This is a genomic window from Dysgonomonas sp. HGC4, from assembly GCF_001261715.1.
GTDB lineage: Bacteria > Bacteroidota > Bacteroidia > Bacteroidales > Dysgonomonadaceae > Dysgonomonas_A.
Genome location: NZ_CVRU01000056.1, coordinates 17,398 through 35,119, shown reverse-complemented (window position 1 = coordinate 35,119; position 17,722 = coordinate 17,398). Strand labels below are relative to the sequence as shown.

The following is a 17,722-nucleotide window of genomic DNA, read 5'->3' as shown; positions in this document are numbered from 1 at the left end:
TTATACTTGCTCTCCTAAAACCTTCATAATTTCTGATTGATTTATATAATTAGTTATAGCGATTTTTTCTTGAGCATTTTGTATTCTATCAAGAGAGGCTCTGACTTTTTCTAAAGTCCTGCGGCAATCTTCCAAAGTTGGACCTGCAATATGGGCATGACTAAACTGGTATTTAAATTGTTCGAAATGACCGGAAGCAGGCATTAATTCATAATCTTTAAATTTTTTATATAAAGAAGAGGAAAAGGTACTGTTTTTTAATACATGATTAAAGAAGCTTTGCAATAAACTCAAGTAAACCTCCCACGATTGATCATTGGGACTATTTGATTTCTGCATCAACAAAACATGAGATTTATCGGGAATTAAAAATCTTTTTGTAATTGTGTACGCTAAAGATTGAATTTCTTCTACCGATAATGCATCTAATCTTATTAATACTTCTGTTGTAATTAAAGGGGTTGGCAATATTTTTATATTGGTTTCATAATATTGCTGTAATTCTTTATAATAAGGGTCTGAGTGCAGTATTACTAAGTCCTCATCGCCCCAAATTGCTTTTATCTCTTCATAACCGAATAAACAAGCTTTGTAAATTTCTTCTGTAGCTTTTTGTATCTCTCCAAGGGCTGCATATACACAAGCTGTATGATGAAACAAATGAGGATTGACCCAAGCAGTGTCTTCTATTATATGGTATGTTTTTAGAATTTTATCTAACTCTGCCTTATCTTTTGATTTGATCCACTTCTGAAAACACTGATAAAAATAATTATTGATTTTCAACAGAAAATCAAGTGAATGCTTATTCTTATTGTATTGTTCTATAAAATCGTCACCTTCAATTTCATCAATTAGTTTCTCTTCATTAGTTTTCTTCTCACTCAGATTGTGAGACGTTTTCTGATATTCGATAATTGTCTGTTCAATATCAATGTCTCTTAAAACTTCGATTGGAGTATTGAGGTGTGAAGCATTTAAGCCTGATTTTTGATAAATAATAAATACACCGTCCTTATCTTTCGCTTTTATCAAATGTGTGAAAGTATTATGTGACCTTTCATATATCTCTAAAATTTCGAAAGTCGAAGGGTTTAGCTGTTCTAATTTATTGCTGTTTAAATAGATTGCTTTTTCACCATATATAATTATAGGCTTGGAATATCCATAATCAATTATCTTATATTCTCCCACTTCAACTTTGGGTATTTGTGTGTTGAATATGTAAATGTAGTTAGCATCTTCTGCAATACCTTCTTGTTCTAGCTTAAATGTCTTTGGATCTGCATTGGGTATAAAATGCCCCTTATAATCATAAACAGCCTCTGAGGATGTATAGAAAACAGATTCTAATTTTTGTAATTTCTTAAATTTTTGAGGATCGGTTGCTATTACTATATTATCAATTACAACATGTTTATGATCAGACCCTCCATATGGTTTCTGGATAAAAGTATGTGGATCAATTTCTAATAATGCAGTTAGTCGTTGGTGAGGATTGTAAATACATATTCCATTATAATAGTAATTACCAAAAAAATAAAGAGGTTTATAAGGCGAAGCCTCATGTAATCGGTTTACTAAATTTTCAATTCGGTGCTTTTCTTGCAGCGTTCTTATTCTCTTAACTATAGTTGTATCAACAATACGTGATGAAAATACCTTATCGCTAAATTCTCCATCAAGTAGTTTGTATAACCGATCAGTATCTTTTAGTACTTCTTTATATCTAGTTTCGTCCAGCTTTTTATGGTCTGTCCAAATGCCTTTTTCCAAAGTATATGCATAATGAAAATCCTCTTGATCCAAGTTAATACAGTCAAGCGTTCCTATCAGATATCCACTACTTTCGGCTGTCAAAAAAGACTGGATACTTTTTAATGACTCAAACTCTATTCCTTTTAATGTTTCCGAATTTCCATAATTGTAATAAATGAAAACATATAATGTTTGTTCTTTCTTTGTATACTGGAAAATATAGAAATTTCTATCAGTATGTTTTATCGAATAAAACATAGAGGAGGCAAGTTGTTTTACCTCCTTTGTTTTCAGATAATTTTTATAATCAGATTCTGCTATTTTTATCTTTGCAATTATACCGATGGGTTGTGACATTTTTCCGCTTTTTCAACTTTGTGGATTCTGGGTTAGGGCGTCCGCTTCTCTTTTAAGACTTCTTACTTGAAATGTAAATAAGATAAAGGTAACTATTACCGCTAAAGCATCAGCCACAGGCATAGATAACCAGATTCCTTTTAAACCTAAGTGTTGAGGTAATATATATAAAGCAGGTACTAAGAATAGTACTTGGCGGGTAAGACTCAGGAAAATTGATTTTCCGGCTTTACCTATACATTGGAAAAAGTTGGTAACAACAATCTGAAATCCGGCAAGAGGGAAGCATATAACTACAAGGCGTAATGCTGTCGCCGATTTTTCGGCAAGTTCAGGTCCAGGTCCAAAAAAGCTAACGAATATTTGTGGAAAAAAGAACCCTAAGATAAAGCCAAATGTAGTAATGACTGTACCTACCTTAATGGTGTAGATCAGAGTCTCTTTTACCCTATCGTAATTCTTCGCTCCGTAATTGTACCCAACAATAGGCTGCATACCTTGTGTAAGCCCCAATACAATCATTACAATAAGCATAAGCATAGTGTTGGCAATTGTATAGGCTGCAATAGACATGTCGCTCGAATGAGAGTCTGTACCTCCGAATATTTTTAGCTGTGCTATAATGAAGAACACTACAACTGAAGCTGTCAACTGAATAAGGAAAGGCGACATCCCGATAGATGTAATAGACCAAACAATTTTCTTGTTTAATCTCAGGTTTTTCCATCTAAGCTTTATATAGCTATTCGGATTCAAGAAGTGTTGCATTACAAAGATAAAACCTATTACCATAGCTATAAATGTAGCTGCTGCTGCACCCTTCATTCCCCAACCTAAATAATGTATAAATATAGGGGCTAAAATGATATTAGCTACTACGCTGATAAGCATGGTTATCATTGCTTTTTTAGGATATCCAGAAGCCCTCATCATATTATTGAAGTTAAAGCATAAGGATAGAAATAGATTACCCGGCAAAAAGATAACAAGGAAATCGCGAGCATATGGGTAGGTCGCCTCACTTGCCCCTGCATACATAAGTACCGGTTTTAGAAATAATAGCAATAATCCGATGACTATTCCGCTAATAATGATAGTCATAAGGAACGAGGTTCCTGCAATTTTTTCGGCAGTCTCTTTATCCTTCTTTCCTAGATAGATTGAAATACGACTCGCTGATCCTGCTCCAACAAGCATGCCTACAGCTGCCGTAATATTCATAATAGGGAGTACCAAGCCTAAGCCGGCTAAGGCATCATCTCCCACCCAATGTCCTATAAATACACGGTCGATAACATTATAGAGAGAGTTAACTAGAGTCCCGACAATTGCAGGTAATGCATATTGCCAAAGAAGTTTAGCAATGTTTTTGTTTTCTAGTTCGTCAACATTTGCAACTTGTTGCATTTCTTTTAAAATTTAAGAATGAAGAGCAATACGAGATGTGTAGGTTTTGCGAATAAAGATAACTGCTCCATATTATCTTTAATGATCTGATATTTGATATGTGTCTTAGATTTTTCTCTAATAGGCGCCGGTCGTTTTCAGATAAAGCAGTACAAAGTTAGACAATAATCCTCAAAAAAGTAAAAATAAGGAACTCTTTTGAAGGTTAAATTATAGATAGTTTAGAGGTAGTACATAGACTATTATGCCAAGTTAACCAACCGTAAATAATGGTAAATATCAATAAAAATAGATTTTGTGTTAAAATTTAAACTTCGAGCAGTTGGTTATTATAAAATGCTGACATATATTTGAGAAATCTAAAGACTATCTAACTATATTCTATTTTTATTAGAAACCTTAAAACAATACGTATGGCAACAAAAAAACTACTTGTCCTTCTGTATATTCTTATGTCTTTTCCTTTATTAATAGAGGCTCAGGCTGTGGCGGAGTCTAAAGTAACGGTAAAAGGAGTTGTATCAGATTCGTTAACTTCCGAATCTATACCTTATGCAACGATTAAAATTTTCAAGCAAGCCGATCTTCAGAAGGTCGATAAAGTAGTTCCTACTGATGAAAATGGAAAATTTCAATTTTCCATGACTCAGCCGGGAGAGTATTTGATGACTATAGAGTTTATAGGCAAAGAATCCGTTAGTAAGCCATTTACGTTGACAACCGCCAAGATGCAGGATTTAGGTAATATCCTGATGAAGGACGATAGTAAGATGCTTAGCGAGGTGGTGGTTTCGGCTCAAAAGCCATTGATAAAAGTAGAATTAGATAAGATAACTTATAGTATGGAAGATGATCCCGAGTCTAAAACTAATAACGCTCTGGATATGATGAAAAAAGTGCCTATGATAACCGTAGACGGTGAAGATCAGATTCAGCTCAAAGGGTCATCGGCATTCCGAATTTATATAAATGGGAAGCCCTCTTCTATGTTGGCAAGCAATCCTAAGGATGTATTAAAAAGTATGCCTGCCAGTACTATTAAAGATATAGAGGTAATCACCGATCCAGGTGCAAAGTATGATGCCGAAGGAGTAGCTGGTATCATTAATATCATTACTACGAAAAACTCTTCAATGGGTGGGTATACGGCAACAGTAAGTAGTTGGGGCAATTCTCAAGGAGGTTATGGTGCATCAGGATACTTGACAATGAAATCGGGGAAGCTTGGTTTTACAGGTAATTACAGCTATTACGAATATCGAAATCCTGAATATGACACTTACTTAAAACGAGAGAATTTTGCGAATGTGGATAATAAGTATCTAATCCAAAGAGGAACGGGTAAGAATAGAGGTAATGGGCAGTTTGGAAATGGAGAGCTTAGTTATGAAATAGACTCCTTGAATCTGATAAATGTAGGTTTTGGACGTTATGCGGGAACAGGTAGACAGACTTCTTTTACCAATAACAGACTAGAAAATGTTTCTTTCAATCCAATTCAGGAGTTTGATCAGTCTACAGATGGCGACTATAAATATGGTTCTACGGAGTTGAAAGCAGATTATCAAAAGACTTCAAAAACGGTAAAAGACAGATTGTTGACACTCTCATATCGTTTGGCTTTGGAACCTGACGACTGGAGTTCGGATAATGAAGTTGTGGGTATCTTGAATATTGACGATTTTAAAAACAGACAATATTCAGATGGTACTCAAAAGGAGCATACCATGCAAATAGATTATGCTACCCCTTTTAAGAAAATCCATAATCTGGAAGTTGGGCTTAAATATATTATCCGGTTAAATAAAAGTAGTAGCGGACGGTTTTATGATCAGGCAGGCGAATGGATAGAAGAGCCTTCTTTGAAAGATGAATTTAAACACAGACAAGATATTTATGCAGGTTATGCCAGCTATGCAGTTAAATATAAAAAGTTTGGTCTTAAAACGGGACTTAGGTACGAGGGTACTAACTTAAGTATAAAATATCCTTTGGCGGAGGGAGAGCAGGCTAATGATAAAAACTATGAAACAGATTTATCTAATCTTGTACCTTCTATTACGCTTAGTTATCAGCCAAGCCCTTCTCAGACTTTTCGTTTAGGGTATAATATGCGAGTATCAAGACCGGGTATATGGCAATTGAATCCATTTGAGAATAGAACAGATTCATTGAACGTAAGTGTAGGTAATCCAAACTTGAAGCCTATAGAATCGCATACTATTGATATGAATTATAATTTCTTCAATCCGAAGTTTAATATGAATGCCAGTTTATCTTATAATTTTGTAGATAACTCTATTGAACGTATCACTGAACTGGATGATATTGTGAGTAGAACAACTTATGCTAATATTGGAAAAAGCAAAAGGTTAGGTCTTTTTACCTATTTTAGCTGGACACCTACTCAAAAGATTCGACTGTCGGGAAATTTATCGGGCTCTTATATTGATATTAAATCGAATATGGATGAATTTGAGTTGTCTAATTCGGGTTTTGCCGTAAATGGTTATACTAATATGCAATATACTTTTCCTAAAACATACAGAGTGAATCTTTTTGTAAATGGAGGTACACCGTATATCAATATACAAGGACGGGGTCCTTCCTATAACTATTATGGACTGTCGGTTTCTAAGGATTTCTTATCAGAGAAATTAAACGTTAATATCTCAGCCTCAAATGTGTTTTCAGATAAACAGACATTTCGGAATATAGTGGATAATCCTACCTTTCGCTCAGAATCATATAGCATTTATAGACGCCGATATTTTGGAATAAGAGTGTCGTATCGATTTGGAGAGATGAAAGCTCAGATTAAGAAAGCGGTTCGTGGAATTAATAATGACGACTCTATGGGCGGCGGCGGTGGTAACGCGCAAGGCGGCGGTCAGCAATAGAGTTAAGATGAAATAATTGATAAAAAACATCTCTTGGTAATATAAAACTTAGAGATGTTTTTTGTTTCGGATGGAACATAATTGCAGAGGCTTTGTTTAATAAAGGAATAGTTTTATTAATATTGTTGAAAAAAGAGCCCTTCTGCATGAAAATAAAAAAACGTAAGATACTAAAGATTGTAGGTTTCACTATAATAGTCATTGCTATCGTGGGATTTGCGGTCAATTGGTATATGAGGGAAAGGCTTGAAGGCTTTTTGCGGGAAAAACTGAGCGAGAGTGTATCTGATGCAACGGGAGGATTTTATCAGTTTAGCTCTAAGCATCTCGAAATTGGACTTTTCAATGGAGAGCTGACTCTTAAAGGTGTAGAGCTTAAGGTCGATTCTGCGGTGTTTAAGCAATGGTCAGCAAAAGATAGTTTGCCGAAAAATTATTTTGATATAGAGATAGAACGAATCCATTTCAAAGGGCTCAATCTGGTTTGGATGTTTAGTTATAGACAGCTTCACTTCGATCTGTTCGAAATCAAACGACCGATAGTTAAAGTTTTTGAGTCGGAAAGCTCGTCACGTGCTGAAATAAAAACCAAAAATAAGACATCTAAATCATTGCATGAGTTGATATCTCCTTATATGGATGTGTTGACTGTTAAGAAAATGAATTTAGAAAATGCCAGTATCTCTTATCTGGCAGAAGATCAGGGAACACCCGTTGTGTATGGTTTGACAGATGTGAGTTTTCATGCCTATGGCTTTGTGTTAGATCAGAACTCAGATCAATCAGGTAAACTGCTTTTCTGTGATGATTTCGATTTTACCACTAATCAGCCGCAAGTCCTACTATCCAATAATCAGTTTTTACTTCAGACAGCCAATATAAGGTTAAGTACCAAAGATTCTATTATTCATATAGAGAAGGTACATCTAGAGCCTCAGACGCTTTTGTGGGAACAGCAACATGTACTTCCCGATACTTATCTTGAAGCAAAGATAAACTCGATAGAGGTTACAGGTGTGAGGTTTAAGCGAGAAAATGCTCTCAATTATTTAGAAGCAAATGCTTTTGATATAAATAGGTCTGAAATTCAATATTTCAACGTTAAAAAAGACAGTGTAAAAATAGAGTCAAAGAAAGATGCCGGGGTACAAGTACAGGATACCCTGAATCTGTCGTGGACTTTGTATGCCATAGTATCGCCTCTTCTACATAGCATCTCAATCGATAAGATAGGTATAACGGAAGCTAAACTAAAATATACCAATGCTACCAAAGATACGATTGATGTATATAATATGGATCGCTTTAATTTTGAAGCTTATGGTTTTAAGGTCGATTCGTTAGCCGATATCCAGCAACGATTTTTGTATTCGCAGGGTTTCTCAGTAGATGCTGCTGATATAGAAGGTATCGTTATAAGCCAAAATCATGCGCTGAGTATTGGGCATATGAAGTTGAATACGGTAACAAAAGATTTTCAGATAGACAAAGTGAAGTTGTCGCCTCTGCAACTTAAAACCCAACGAGATTATATTGTCGGAACTATAGATTCTATTCGTTTGTTGGGCTTAGAATACGATCAAGGAATACGGGCGCAGCAGTTATCGATAGATGCTCCAAACATCGAATATGTGAAAATGCATAAATCGAAAAAAGAGATAGCGCCGGTAGATGATAAATCAGCCAATTTGAATGTTGTTGTACCCTTTTTTAAGCATATATCTATAAGTGAAGTAAATTTGAATGGTGGAAATATTACATTCCGCGATAATACAAATAAGGATAATCCGGTTTATAAATTACCAAGGATTGATTTTTTTGCATCAAATTTCCTTATAAATGAAATCACAATAAAACATTCACATACTTTTTTTGCGTGTGATAATCTTCGATTTAGTTTCGAACGTTTTGATAATCTCTTACCCGGAAAAGACTATCGTTTGATGATCAGAAAAGGGGTGTATACGGGCATAAAAGGTAATTTAGAATTGTTTGATATAAAACTGTTGCCTCAAAGAAACACATGGAAGAAAGCTCCTGATACTTACTTTTCGTTGTTGAGTCCATTTGTTGCAGTCAGAGGTATAGATTATAAGATAACAGAAAAGGAAAATACTGTGATGTTTAATTCCTTTAATGTAGAATCTCCCACTATACAGGTTGTGAAAACTCGAAAATCTTCGAATACGACTAAGAAGAATAGTGAGGTGAAAGATAAAACAACCAATTTTATTGCAGGATTATTTGATATTTCCAATGCGAAAATAGAATACTCGGATCACACAACTAAAGATAGTTTAAACACAACTGTAGGTAAACTTCAACTAAAGGCTTTGGCATGGGACGCCGAAATGAAGAATAGTTCTATTGGTGAGATTACATTGCAATCGCCTGTAATAAATTATAAAAAAGTGATAGAAGGAGGAGGTAGCCAAAGTAAGGCAAGTGCTTCGACTCCTTTTGCAGGATCTTTAAATATAGGGCGAATTGGTATTTCTAATATTCAGGTAGGGGTAGATCAACCCAGTCTTAAATTGCATTTCGAAACATCGAATCTGGATATTCTGGATATTAATCTGAATAATAGGAAGTTTAATCTAGCAAGTGTAGAAGTTGCTAAGCCTGTTGTTAAAATAAATCAGATTTCTAAGTCTGCGCAAAAAAGTAAAGTTTCGTCCAATAAGCAGGATATTTACTCAGTGTTTGAAAAATTGGGTAGTGAGGTATCTGTAAACAAGTTCAATATTTCGGATGCTAATATTGACTATGCAACCACATTGAATGGAAAACTTAATAGGCAGCAACAATTGAATACAACTAATTTGTTTTTCAGTGGACTGGTTATAAATAGCGAACTGAAAACGTTTGTGATGGACGATATTAATTTCAGCACACATAATTTTCAGTTTCCTCTGAACAATGGTTTTTATATGCTAAAAGCAGAAACTATTGAACTGAAAAAGAATGAGGGTAGTTTTAGAATAGAAAAACTTCATTTGGTGCCTGCTTACTCTAAGAAAGAGTTTGCCTATCATCATCCTACTCATAAAGATTGGTTTGATGTGGGGGTAGGGCATATATCGTTATCGGGTATAGATTTTAATCGATATTTTGCCAATAATAGACTTCACGCAAAAGAACTGTTGATGAAAGATGTTGAACTGTTGAACTTCAAAAATCAGCAGATAGAGATACAGCACAACATCATGCCGATGATTTATGAAGGGCTTCAAAAGCTTCCAGTGAAATTCGATATAGATACGGCTAATGTCAACAACTTTAAAGTTGTATATGAAGAATTGCCCAAGAATAATACAGTTCCAGGTGTGATCTTTTTCACTAATATGAATGGACGATTATCGGGGCTTACTAATATTGTTTCGAGACCTGGCCAGTACATCAAACTGGATGCTGATGGAAACTTGATGGGAACAGGCCATTTTACGGCTACATGGATGTTGCCGGTTGACTCACTTAACGATCATTTTCATCTTAAGGCTCATCTAAATAAGTTTGATTTAAAGGATCTGAATCAATTGATAACACCAATGGCTCCAGCTAAGGTTGAAACAGGGTATATAAAATCTCTCACATTTAATACAGATGCTTCGAGCAAGGGTGCTACTATTGAGATGTTGATGCTGTATAACGATCTGAGTATTTCTGTGTTGAAAAATAAGGACGGTGAACTAACAACTAATACACTTGTGAGTACGGTTGCGAATAAGGTAATAAAAAAGAATAACCCCGATAAACCACATAAACGAGCAAGACATGTTCATGTAACCATCGAACGTGATGCATACCACTCCACATTCAATTATCTATGGCAGATATTGCAGCCTGCTGTTGTAGAATCAGTAGGGTTTTCTCAGAAGAAGCAAAATTTTGCGAAAAAAGTTTCGGGATTTTTTCAAAAAGTAAAGGGCATATTCCATAAGGATAAGAAAGAAAATAAACCGGAGATAAAGGGTGTTCCTAAAAAGTAAACGGGACATTTGAACTGGAGAAAACAATTCCGATAGAAATTAATAATATCTGAGCATCTATAATCAAATTGTCCATCTTCTTAGCAAAAATATTTTTGCTAAGAAGATGGACAATAATGAAATATAACTATGTGTAGTGGTAAACTAAAGAAAGTCAAAGGGATTAGATCAAACTATAACCTTTTTGCAAAGCTTTCCTTGATATGCATTGCGTTCGGCAAATCGTTTCAAGACTTTGGCTGTAAATTCAAAGTTTTTCAATCCCCAATCGGGAGCAATAAGCAAAGATTTTGGAGATTGTGACACAAATCTTTCGATAATGAAATCGGGGTTGAGGCGTTCTGTAAAATCAATACAAAGATCAATATAGTCTTCTACTTCAAATAAGTTGAACCATTCGGGGTGCTCTCTATATTGACGAGCCATAACTGTCCCTTTTATCAACTGCAACTGGTGCATTTTTAGGGTTGTCAAAGGCAGTTCAGACAATTTATCGGCATGCTCCAGCATTTGTTCTCTGCTCTCTCCGGGTAATCCCAGAATCATATGAGCTCCCGTATATATTCCTTTAGCAGCCGTTTGGTAAATAGCCTCTACACTTTCGGCATATGTGTGTCCTCTGTTGATAAATTCGAGGGTAGAATCTAAAGTCGACTCCAAGCCATATTCTATCAAAAGGAAAGTTCTGTCCTTTAATTTTGCGAAATATTCGAGCAGATCAGCAGGCATACAATCAGGACGAGTGCCTATAATGATACCTACGACATTCGGGTAAGCCAATGCCTCTTCGTATAAGGCAATCAGTTTCTCTATGTCATCGTATGTGTTTGTATATGACTGGAAGTACGCTAGATACTTCATTTCGGGATATTTGTGAGAAAAGAAGGCGATGCCATCTCTCAATTGATCGGTAACTGTGCGTTGCTTGCCTCCATATCCGGGGCTAAAGCTTTGGTTGTTACAATATGTACATCCGCCTACTGCTTTAGACCCATCGCGGTTGGGGCAAGTAAAGCCGGCATTGATAGATATTTTCTGAACCTTTTGTGGAAATATGCTGTTTAAGAAATCTCCAAACTCTTTATATGGTTTATTTGTCATTAATTTTGTTCTCGTGTAAAACTATGCAAAGGTACAAATTGTTATATAACCAAATGAGTTTAAATACAATTTTAAGATTTGAGGTCGCAAGACATCTATAATAATTGATTATTGTATTATACTTAGATCTTTAGCCTTTACATTTGCTGAGATAGTTAGACTTTCAAAACAAATGGCTTGAAATGTAATATTTGTATTGGAATTACTATAACAGACTCCTACTTATGCACAGTATTAGAAAAATTAGCGTTGTATTATTTATATACAGCCTATTATACCTGAATGTCTCGGCTATGGATACATCTTCCAAGTTGGAAGAGGATACCATCCCGTTGTATTCGGGAGGTGTAATAAAAAAATCAATTTATCCTCAAACTGCGGCTAAACGAGCGGGGTTATATAATCGCATTGTAGGTAAGCACTATCGCGAGCTTTACTCTACCCCCATAACTGTTAAATCGACAGAGTTATACGATCTTCACGGAGGCCTTAAGTTTATAGGTCAATTGCCGCGTCTGCATGCATTGTTTCTTGAAGATAAAAATGCACACCTTTATATGGTCAGACCTCTTGGTGGTGCAACAACATTTATGGAATCTGATTTTTTTAAGAATACATATAGCAAGCAAGAGTTTCAAGGTACTTATGTTGATAAGTTTATAGGCGATGCTTATACAATAACTCATCCCTATGCTTTTATGGTTGCAAATAAGCTGGCAGAAGATGTAGGTGTAAATTCTTTTGATTCCGAAATATACTATATTCCCAAGCATACAACTACTGATACTATTGCAGATGGTACGGGGATAGCTGATCGACTAATTAGTATATATGATTTAAAGACGTTCACAACACACTCCAAAATAATAGAGACAGCTGAGCTGTTGGCTAAGATTCAAGAATCTAAAGCTTTTCATGTTGATCAGCATGAATATATAAGAGAACGGCTCTTAGATATACTTATCGGAGACTGGAATAAAACGAGAGAAAGTTGGCAGTGGTACGAAGTTCCTCATGGAGATAGCCTTGTATACATGCCAATGGTTGCAGACCGCAGTCATGCTTTTACAAAAGTTGATGGAGTGTTATTTAAATTGATGCTAGACGTATTTGGCTTAAATAGTATAACAAATTACGATAGTAGCATAAAAAATCTGAAAAAGGCAAACGGCATTGCTATTCCTCTTGATATAGCCCTAGTTGCACGAACAGGACGAGAAATATGGTATCAAGAAGCAAAATATATTAAAACTCTTTTAACCGATTCGGTAATTGATAATGCATTCAAAGAGTTACCGAAAGAAATATATGCGTCACCTGACACCGAGATTATAAAAAAGAATTTAAAAAATCGTAGGGATGTTGTCGAAAAGATCGCCCAGAAATATTATGATATATTACAGGAAACACCTGTAATTACTGGTACTCATGGAGACGATTTATTTGTCATAGATCAGAAGGACAAGCATGCAACTAATGTTCGTATATATGATAAAAACTCAAAGCTTCTGTTGTTTGATAAGAAATATGACAAGAGTACGAAAGAAATTTGGTTGTATGGGCTGGAAGGAGACGATGAATTTAGATTGAATAACGAATCAAGAAAGGCTATGCCATTAACTTTGGTGGGAGGAAAAGGTTCCAACGTATATAATATTATTGGAGGACGAAATACGGATATATATGATTATAAATCTCACGATGTCAAAAATGATACACTTGGTAATGCCAGTATTATACGAACCAACGTAGAGAAAGTGCATGCTTATGATTATAAGAAATTGAAGTATCAAAGTATAAGTTTCACGCCATGGGGGGTATATGACTCCGACTTAGGTTTTTATTTGGGAGCATATGTGAGTAAGACAATGTATGGTTTCAAGCGGTCGCCTTATAGTTATCGTCACCGAATTGGTTATAGTTACTTAGATGGTTTGATGTATCAGGGAATGTTTCCTTCGCTGGATGAAATGAAGGGTTTTAATATTGAGGCTATTTTTGGTATTGCAAACGATTTTCATAACTTCTTTGGGTATGGTAATCAGACAAACGGATTTAAAGATAAATCGATAGATTTTAACCGGGTGGGCATTGCTAAGTACAGTATAGAACCTTCTTATTATTGGAAGCTGGACGAAACCAATAAATTTACTGCTGCAACAACTGTCGAATTATATAAGATGGATAAACCTACTGATAGGTTTATAAATGAAGTATATGGAGATGATGATCCGGTATTTGATACAAGGGTATTCGCCGATTTCCATGTGACTTATGAAATAAACAGAGAGTTTAATACTACTTTACTTAATTCAATTGATTTTTTGGTAACTGGAGGTTGGAATTGGGATGTGAAAGATGTAAGTCGAAATTTTCCTTATCTAAAATCGAGGTTTGCATTTAATATAGCATGTGGAGATCGCCTTTCTTTAGCTACAGAGGTAATTGGTACAGCGTTGTTTACTAACGATTACGAATTTTATCAGGCGGCTTCTGTTGAACTTAGAGGTTTTAGGGAAAGCCGTTTTATAGGACGACAATCTCTTTATCAACATACCGATCTTAGATACGATCTAGGTCATCTAAAGAACCCTTTTACACCTGTGCAATATGGTGTTTTTGTGGGTGCTGATTATGGTCGGGTATGGTATCCGGGCGAAGATTCTCAAAGGTGGCATACCTCTTATGGTGGAGGTTGGTGGCTTACACTCTTTAAAAGCTATACGGGTAAATTCTCATATTTCGGGTCAAAAGATGGCAATCGTTTTTCTATTGGTATAGGTATGGGTTTTTAAAGGTAACAGATATAGATAAAGAGAGGCGAGTAATGGAATGCTCGCCTCTTCTATTTTAATGATTCTGATAAGCTTACAATGTCGTAAATGAGCCTATTATGGGTTCTGATTCATTGCCGAAAGAATCAACTGCCGAAACCAATACGTCATAAGTCGAATCGGCATCTAAATCTTTCAAGTCCCAACCTTTCGATTGAGGCATCTCTGCATTTAAGAAGAACCCCGAGAAAATAGTCATAAGGGTAGGGGAGCTGTTTTCGTCTCCTCTCTTCGTCAATAAGATTTTATAGTGATGTACTATATCGTTATCAGAAGCCTGCTTCCATAATAGTCTGCAACCATTTTTAGTAATATTGTAAAAGGTAGGCTTAATACCTTTTGTAAATTTAGGCGCTTTGTTGTCTTTTCTGTCTTTGTACGTAAAAGCAGAGCCATCGTGAGGGGCTTTTATTTCCCATGGAGTTTTTATTTCTACGCCTTGTGCAGTATTGTATCTGTGAATATTCACTTTGTTATTATCAATACTAACAATCATGCCTTCGGTAACATCATTAAACCCTTCGGGGTGTATCCCTTCGGTTTTGCCCGTTTCTATTTCCGAGTAGGCAATACTACCATCATTTACAGATGTAAATTTATCTTGGTGTATAGATCTTTCATCTCCGATAGGGTAGTGTGAGTGTCCTGAGAAAGCTACGATCTGTGGATATTGTTCGCAAATATCTTTTAATCCGCTAGTACCCCATGAATCTTTACCCCCAATCTCGTATGATCCATATACCGTATTTACAACTGGCATATGAAAGAATACGAAAATAGGCTTTTCAGGATGCTTCTTAGCTGCATACTCTAATTTTTCTAATAGGAACTTACGACTAGGGTCGGTATAGCATTTGTCATAAGACGAGTTTTCCATACTTATAAGTATGAAGGGGTAATCGTTAACCTCTACATATTGGTTAAGGTCTTGCCCTAATGTGTTTTGAAATCGGGTGTTCTCGCTTCCCTTGTCATTATACCTATCATGATTTCCCAGACAATAATATTTAGGGAAATTAGTTGGTAACTCTTCTGTAAATACTTTCTTGAAAAGATCATACTCCTGTTGATAACCATTGTTGGTAAGATCTCCAACAACAAAAATAGCTTCAGGTTTACTTGGCTGATTAAGTAGATAGCGAAGCGTTTTTCTGTTTTTTTCTTCCGATCCTTCCCTTCCAAGGTGTGTGTCGGAAATTACAATAAAGCTAAAAGGCGATTGAGAAAATAGATGTGTGCATGTAAAAAGGAATACACACAAAAATAAGTAAACGTGTTTTTTCATAGTAAAAAGGTATTATATATTTCTAGACATCAACAAAGTTACTATATTTGCATTTCTATTACAAAGTTGGGAAAGATTATTCTCAGTTAAGAATAAGATAATTAAGGAGTAGTGTTTTTTTGAAAAAAGATAGTTTATTAACTGCCAATAATTTGCTGATTCAAAAAAAAGGTTTAATTTTGCACCCTGTTTTACTACGGCAAGGAATAAAATAAATAAAAAATAAAATATAGTAGCGATGTCCAAAATTTGTGAAATTACAGGAAAGAAAGCTATGGTTGGTAACAATGTCTCTCACTCAAATAAAAAGACTAAGAGAAAATTTAATATCAACCTATTCAGGAAAAAATTCTATTGGGTAGAAGAAGATTGTTGGATTAGTCTAGATGTATCTGCGTCAGGTCTTCGTACAATTAATAAAATTGGTTTGGATGCTGCATTGAAAAAAGCAGCTGAAAAAGGTTATTTAAAAGCTTAAATCAAAGGAGAACCTAAAAATGGCAAAGAAAGCAAAAGGAAATAGAATTCAAGTAATTCTAGAATGTACCGAACACAAAGAAAGTGGTATGGCTGGTACATCAAGATACATTACTACAAAGAACAGAAGAAATACAACTGAAAGATTGGAGTTGAAAAAATACAACCCAGTTTTGAAGAAAGTAACAGTACATAAAGAAATTAAGTAAAAATAATATACAACCATGGCAAAGAAGACAGTCGCAGGTTACCGCGATCCATCATCAAAAGACGGACGTAATTATGCAAAAGTAATTAAAATGGTAAGATCACCTAAAACAGGAGCTTATACATTTAAGGAAGAAATGGTTCCTAATGAAGCTGTGAAAGATTATTTTGCAAAATAATTTAGTTAAAAATAACTAAAAACCTCCTTTCAAGAATTTGTTAGGGGGTTTTTTGTATATCCTTTATTAGCTTTGTGTAGCTCGTTCCAAGTATATATTGGGAGCAACTATTATAGTATTCAAGAATAAATAATAAGATCTTATGGGTATTTTGGACTTCTTCTCAAAACAGAAAAAAGAATCGTTGGATAAAGGTTTGGAAAAAACAAAAGAAAACATGTTTTCTAAACTTTCAAGGATTGTTGTTGGGAAGTCTAAAGTTGATGATAGTGTATTGGATGATTTGGAAGAAGTATTAATTACTTCGGATGTTGGTGTGGATACTACGCTGAAAATCATCGAACGCATAGAAGAACGCGTTGCTAAGGATAAATATGTAGGTACAGATGAATTGAGTACTATTTTGCATGAAGAAATTGTTGAATTGCTTACCGAAAATAACTCAAATGATAATACTGAAGGTTTTAATCTGCCAGTAGACAACAAGCCATATGTAATAATGGTTGTGGGTGTTAATGGTGTAGGTAAAACTACAACAATTGGTAAATTGGCTAACCAATTTAAGAAAGCCGGAAAATCGGTATATCTTGGAGCTGCTGATACTTTCCGTGCTGCTGCTGTAGAGCAGTTGGTTATTTGGGGAGAGAGGGTTGGTGTTCCGGTAATTAAACAAGCAATGGGCTCTGATCCTGCTTCTGTAGCATTTGATGCAATCAGTTCAGGAAAAGCCAATAATGCAGATGTTGTAATAATAGATACAGCTGGACGATTACATAATAAGGTCGGATTGATGAATGAATTGTCGAAGATCAAAAATGTAATGAATAAAATCGTACCCGGTGCACCTCATGAAGTTTTACTGGTGCTTGATGGATCGACAGGTCAAAATGCATTTGAGCAAGCAAAGCAATTTACTGCCGCTACGGATGTTACTGCTTTGGCTGTAACAAAGCTTGATGGCACGGCAAAAGGTGGAGTTGTAATTGGTATTTCGGATCAATTTAAGATTCCTGTAAAATATATTGGACTTGGCGAAGGTATAGACGATTTGCAAGTCTTTCAGCGAAAAGAATTCGTTAACTCATTGTTTGGTGGCTAAATTGTGCTATTTTTGCCCCTGCAATAAACTATATTGCTGGATTTAAGGTCTCAGACCTCTTTGTTGCTTTTGAGAGTATAATTAACCGGAGACAGTTATAATTATAAAATATAGCAATAAATATTTACT

At 35.3% G+C, this 17,722-nt stretch carries 11 protein-coding genes; 7 read left to right on the top strand and 4 right to left on the bottom strand.

Annotation, left to right across the window (positions count from 1 at the left end):
* Together HGC4_RS04985 and HGC4_RS04980 are read right to left on the bottom strand one after the other, a co-directional pair.
* On the bottom strand, positions 1-2,115 hold the full coding sequence (locus tag HGC4_RS04985; RefSeq protein ID WP_050709030.1) for a DKNYY domain-containing protein: 2,115 nt from the start codon (positions 2,113-2,115) through the stop codon (positions 1-3).
* Between the two features lie 12 nt (positions 2,116-2,127).
* Positions 2,128-3,522, bottom strand: a complete 1,395-nt coding sequence (locus HGC4_RS04980; protein WP_050709029.1) for an MATE family efflux transporter — start codon at positions 3,520-3,522, stop codon at positions 2,128-2,130.
* A gap of 413 nt (positions 3,523-3,935) precedes the next feature.
* Here HGC4_RS04980 and HGC4_RS04975 point away from each other — a divergent pair, with 413 nt between their 5' ends.
* Positions 3,936-6,422, top strand: a complete 2,487-nt coding sequence (locus tag HGC4_RS04975) for a TonB-dependent receptor (RefSeq protein ID WP_050709028.1) — start codon at positions 3,936-3,938, stop codon at positions 6,420-6,422.
* A 146-nt stretch (positions 6,423-6,568) separates the two neighbouring features.
* Positions 6,569-10,411 (top strand): DUF748 domain-containing protein, encoded by a 3,843-nt coding sequence (locus HGC4_RS04970; protein ID WP_050709027.1) that lies wholly within the window; start codon positions 6,569-6,571, stop codon positions 10,409-10,411.
* Between the two features lie 168 nt (positions 10,412-10,579).
* Here the strand turns inward: HGC4_RS04970 and HGC4_RS04965 are convergent, their stop codons facing one another.
* Positions 10,580-11,512 carry a tRNA modification radical SAM protein MnmL/YtqA gene (locus HGC4_RS04965; RefSeq protein WP_050709026.1) on the bottom strand — a complete coding sequence of 311 codons (933 nt, stop codon included), beginning with the start codon at positions 11,510-11,512 and terminating at the stop codon, positions 10,580-10,582.
* Positions 11,513-11,805: 293 nt separating this feature from the next.
* Here HGC4_RS04965 and HGC4_RS04960 point away from each other — a divergent pair, with 293 nt between their 5' ends.
* Complete coding sequence (locus tag HGC4_RS04960; RefSeq protein ID WP_050709025.1) at positions 11,806-14,307, top strand: hypothetical protein; 2,502 nt, start codon at positions 11,806-11,808, stop codon at positions 14,305-14,307.
* 73 nt (positions 14,308-14,380) lie between these two features.
* Here HGC4_RS04960 and HGC4_RS04955 read toward each other — a convergent pair whose 3' ends face one another.
* Entirely contained in the window at positions 14,381-15,631 is a 1,251-nt protein-coding gene (locus tag HGC4_RS04955) for a metallophosphoesterase (protein ID WP_050709024.1), read from the bottom strand.
* A 238-nt stretch (positions 15,632-15,869) separates the two neighbouring features.
* Between HGC4_RS04955 and rpmB the strand changes: the two genes are divergently transcribed.
* The 4 genes from rpmB (at position 15,870) to ftsY (ending at position 17,593) form a co-directional block, all read left to right on the top strand.
* Positions 15,870-16,109, top strand: a complete 240-nt coding sequence (gene rpmB / locus HGC4_RS04950) for a 50S ribosomal protein L28 (protein WP_050709023.1) — start codon at positions 15,870-15,872, stop codon at positions 16,107-16,109.
* A 19-nt stretch (positions 16,110-16,128) separates the two neighbouring features.
* On the top strand, positions 16,129-16,317 hold the full coding sequence (gene rpmG / locus HGC4_RS04945; protein WP_050709022.1) for a 50S ribosomal protein L33: 189 nt from the start codon (positions 16,129-16,131) through the stop codon (positions 16,315-16,317).
* 15 nt (positions 16,318-16,332) lie between these two features.
* Positions 16,333-16,494, top strand: coding sequence for a DUF4295 domain-containing protein (locus HGC4_RS18350; RefSeq protein WP_082204075.1), 162 nt, complete (start codon positions 16,333-16,335; stop codon positions 16,492-16,494).
* Positions 16,495-16,636: 142 nt separating this feature from the next.
* On the top strand, positions 16,637-17,593 hold the full coding sequence (ftsY, locus tag HGC4_RS04940; protein WP_050709021.1) for a signal recognition particle-docking protein FtsY: 957 nt from the start codon (positions 16,637-16,639) through the stop codon (positions 17,591-17,593).
* The last annotated feature ends 129 nt before the right edge of the window (positions 17,594-17,722 follow it).

Excerpts from the sequence above, each read along its gene's own strand:
- HGC4_RS04975 (WP_050709028.1), top strand. The coding sequence starts at position 3,936 with ATGGCAACAAAAAAACTACTTGTCCTTCTGTATATTCTTATGTCTTTT.
- rpmB (WP_050709023.1), top strand. The coding sequence starts at position 15,870 with ATGTCCAAAATTTGTGAAATTACAGGAAAGAAAGCTATGGTTGGTAAC.
- HGC4_RS18350 (WP_082204075.1), top strand. The coding sequence starts at position 16,333 with ATGGCAAAGAAGACAGTCGCAGGTTACCGCGATCCATCATCAAAAGAC.
- HGC4_RS04965 (WP_050709026.1), bottom strand. The coding sequence starts at position 11,512 with ATGACAAATAAACCATATAAAGAGTTTGGAGATTTCTTAAACAGCATA.
- HGC4_RS04985 (WP_050709030.1), bottom strand. The coding sequence starts at position 2,115 with ATGTCACAACCCATCGGTATAATTGCAAAGATAAAAATAGCAGAATCT.
- HGC4_RS04960 (WP_050709025.1), top strand. The coding sequence starts at position 11,806 with ATGGATACATCTTCCAAGTTGGAAGAGGATACCATCCCGTTGTATTCG.
- ftsY (WP_050709021.1), top strand. The coding sequence starts at position 16,637 with ATGGGTATTTTGGACTTCTTCTCAAAACAGAAAAAAGAATCGTTGGAT.
- HGC4_RS04970 (WP_050709027.1), top strand. The coding sequence starts at position 6,569 with ATGAAAATAAAAAAACGTAAGATACTAAAGATTGTAGGTTTCACTATA.
- rpmG (WP_050709022.1), top strand. The coding sequence starts at position 16,129 with ATGGCAAAGAAAGCAAAAGGAAATAGAATTCAAGTAATTCTAGAATGT.
- HGC4_RS04955 (WP_050709024.1), bottom strand. The coding sequence starts at position 15,631 with ATGAAAAAACACGTTTACTTATTTTTGTGTGTATTCCTTTTTACATGC.
- HGC4_RS04980 (WP_050709029.1), bottom strand. The coding sequence starts at position 3,522 with ATGCAACAAGTTGCAAATGTTGACGAACTAGAAAACAAAAACATTGCT.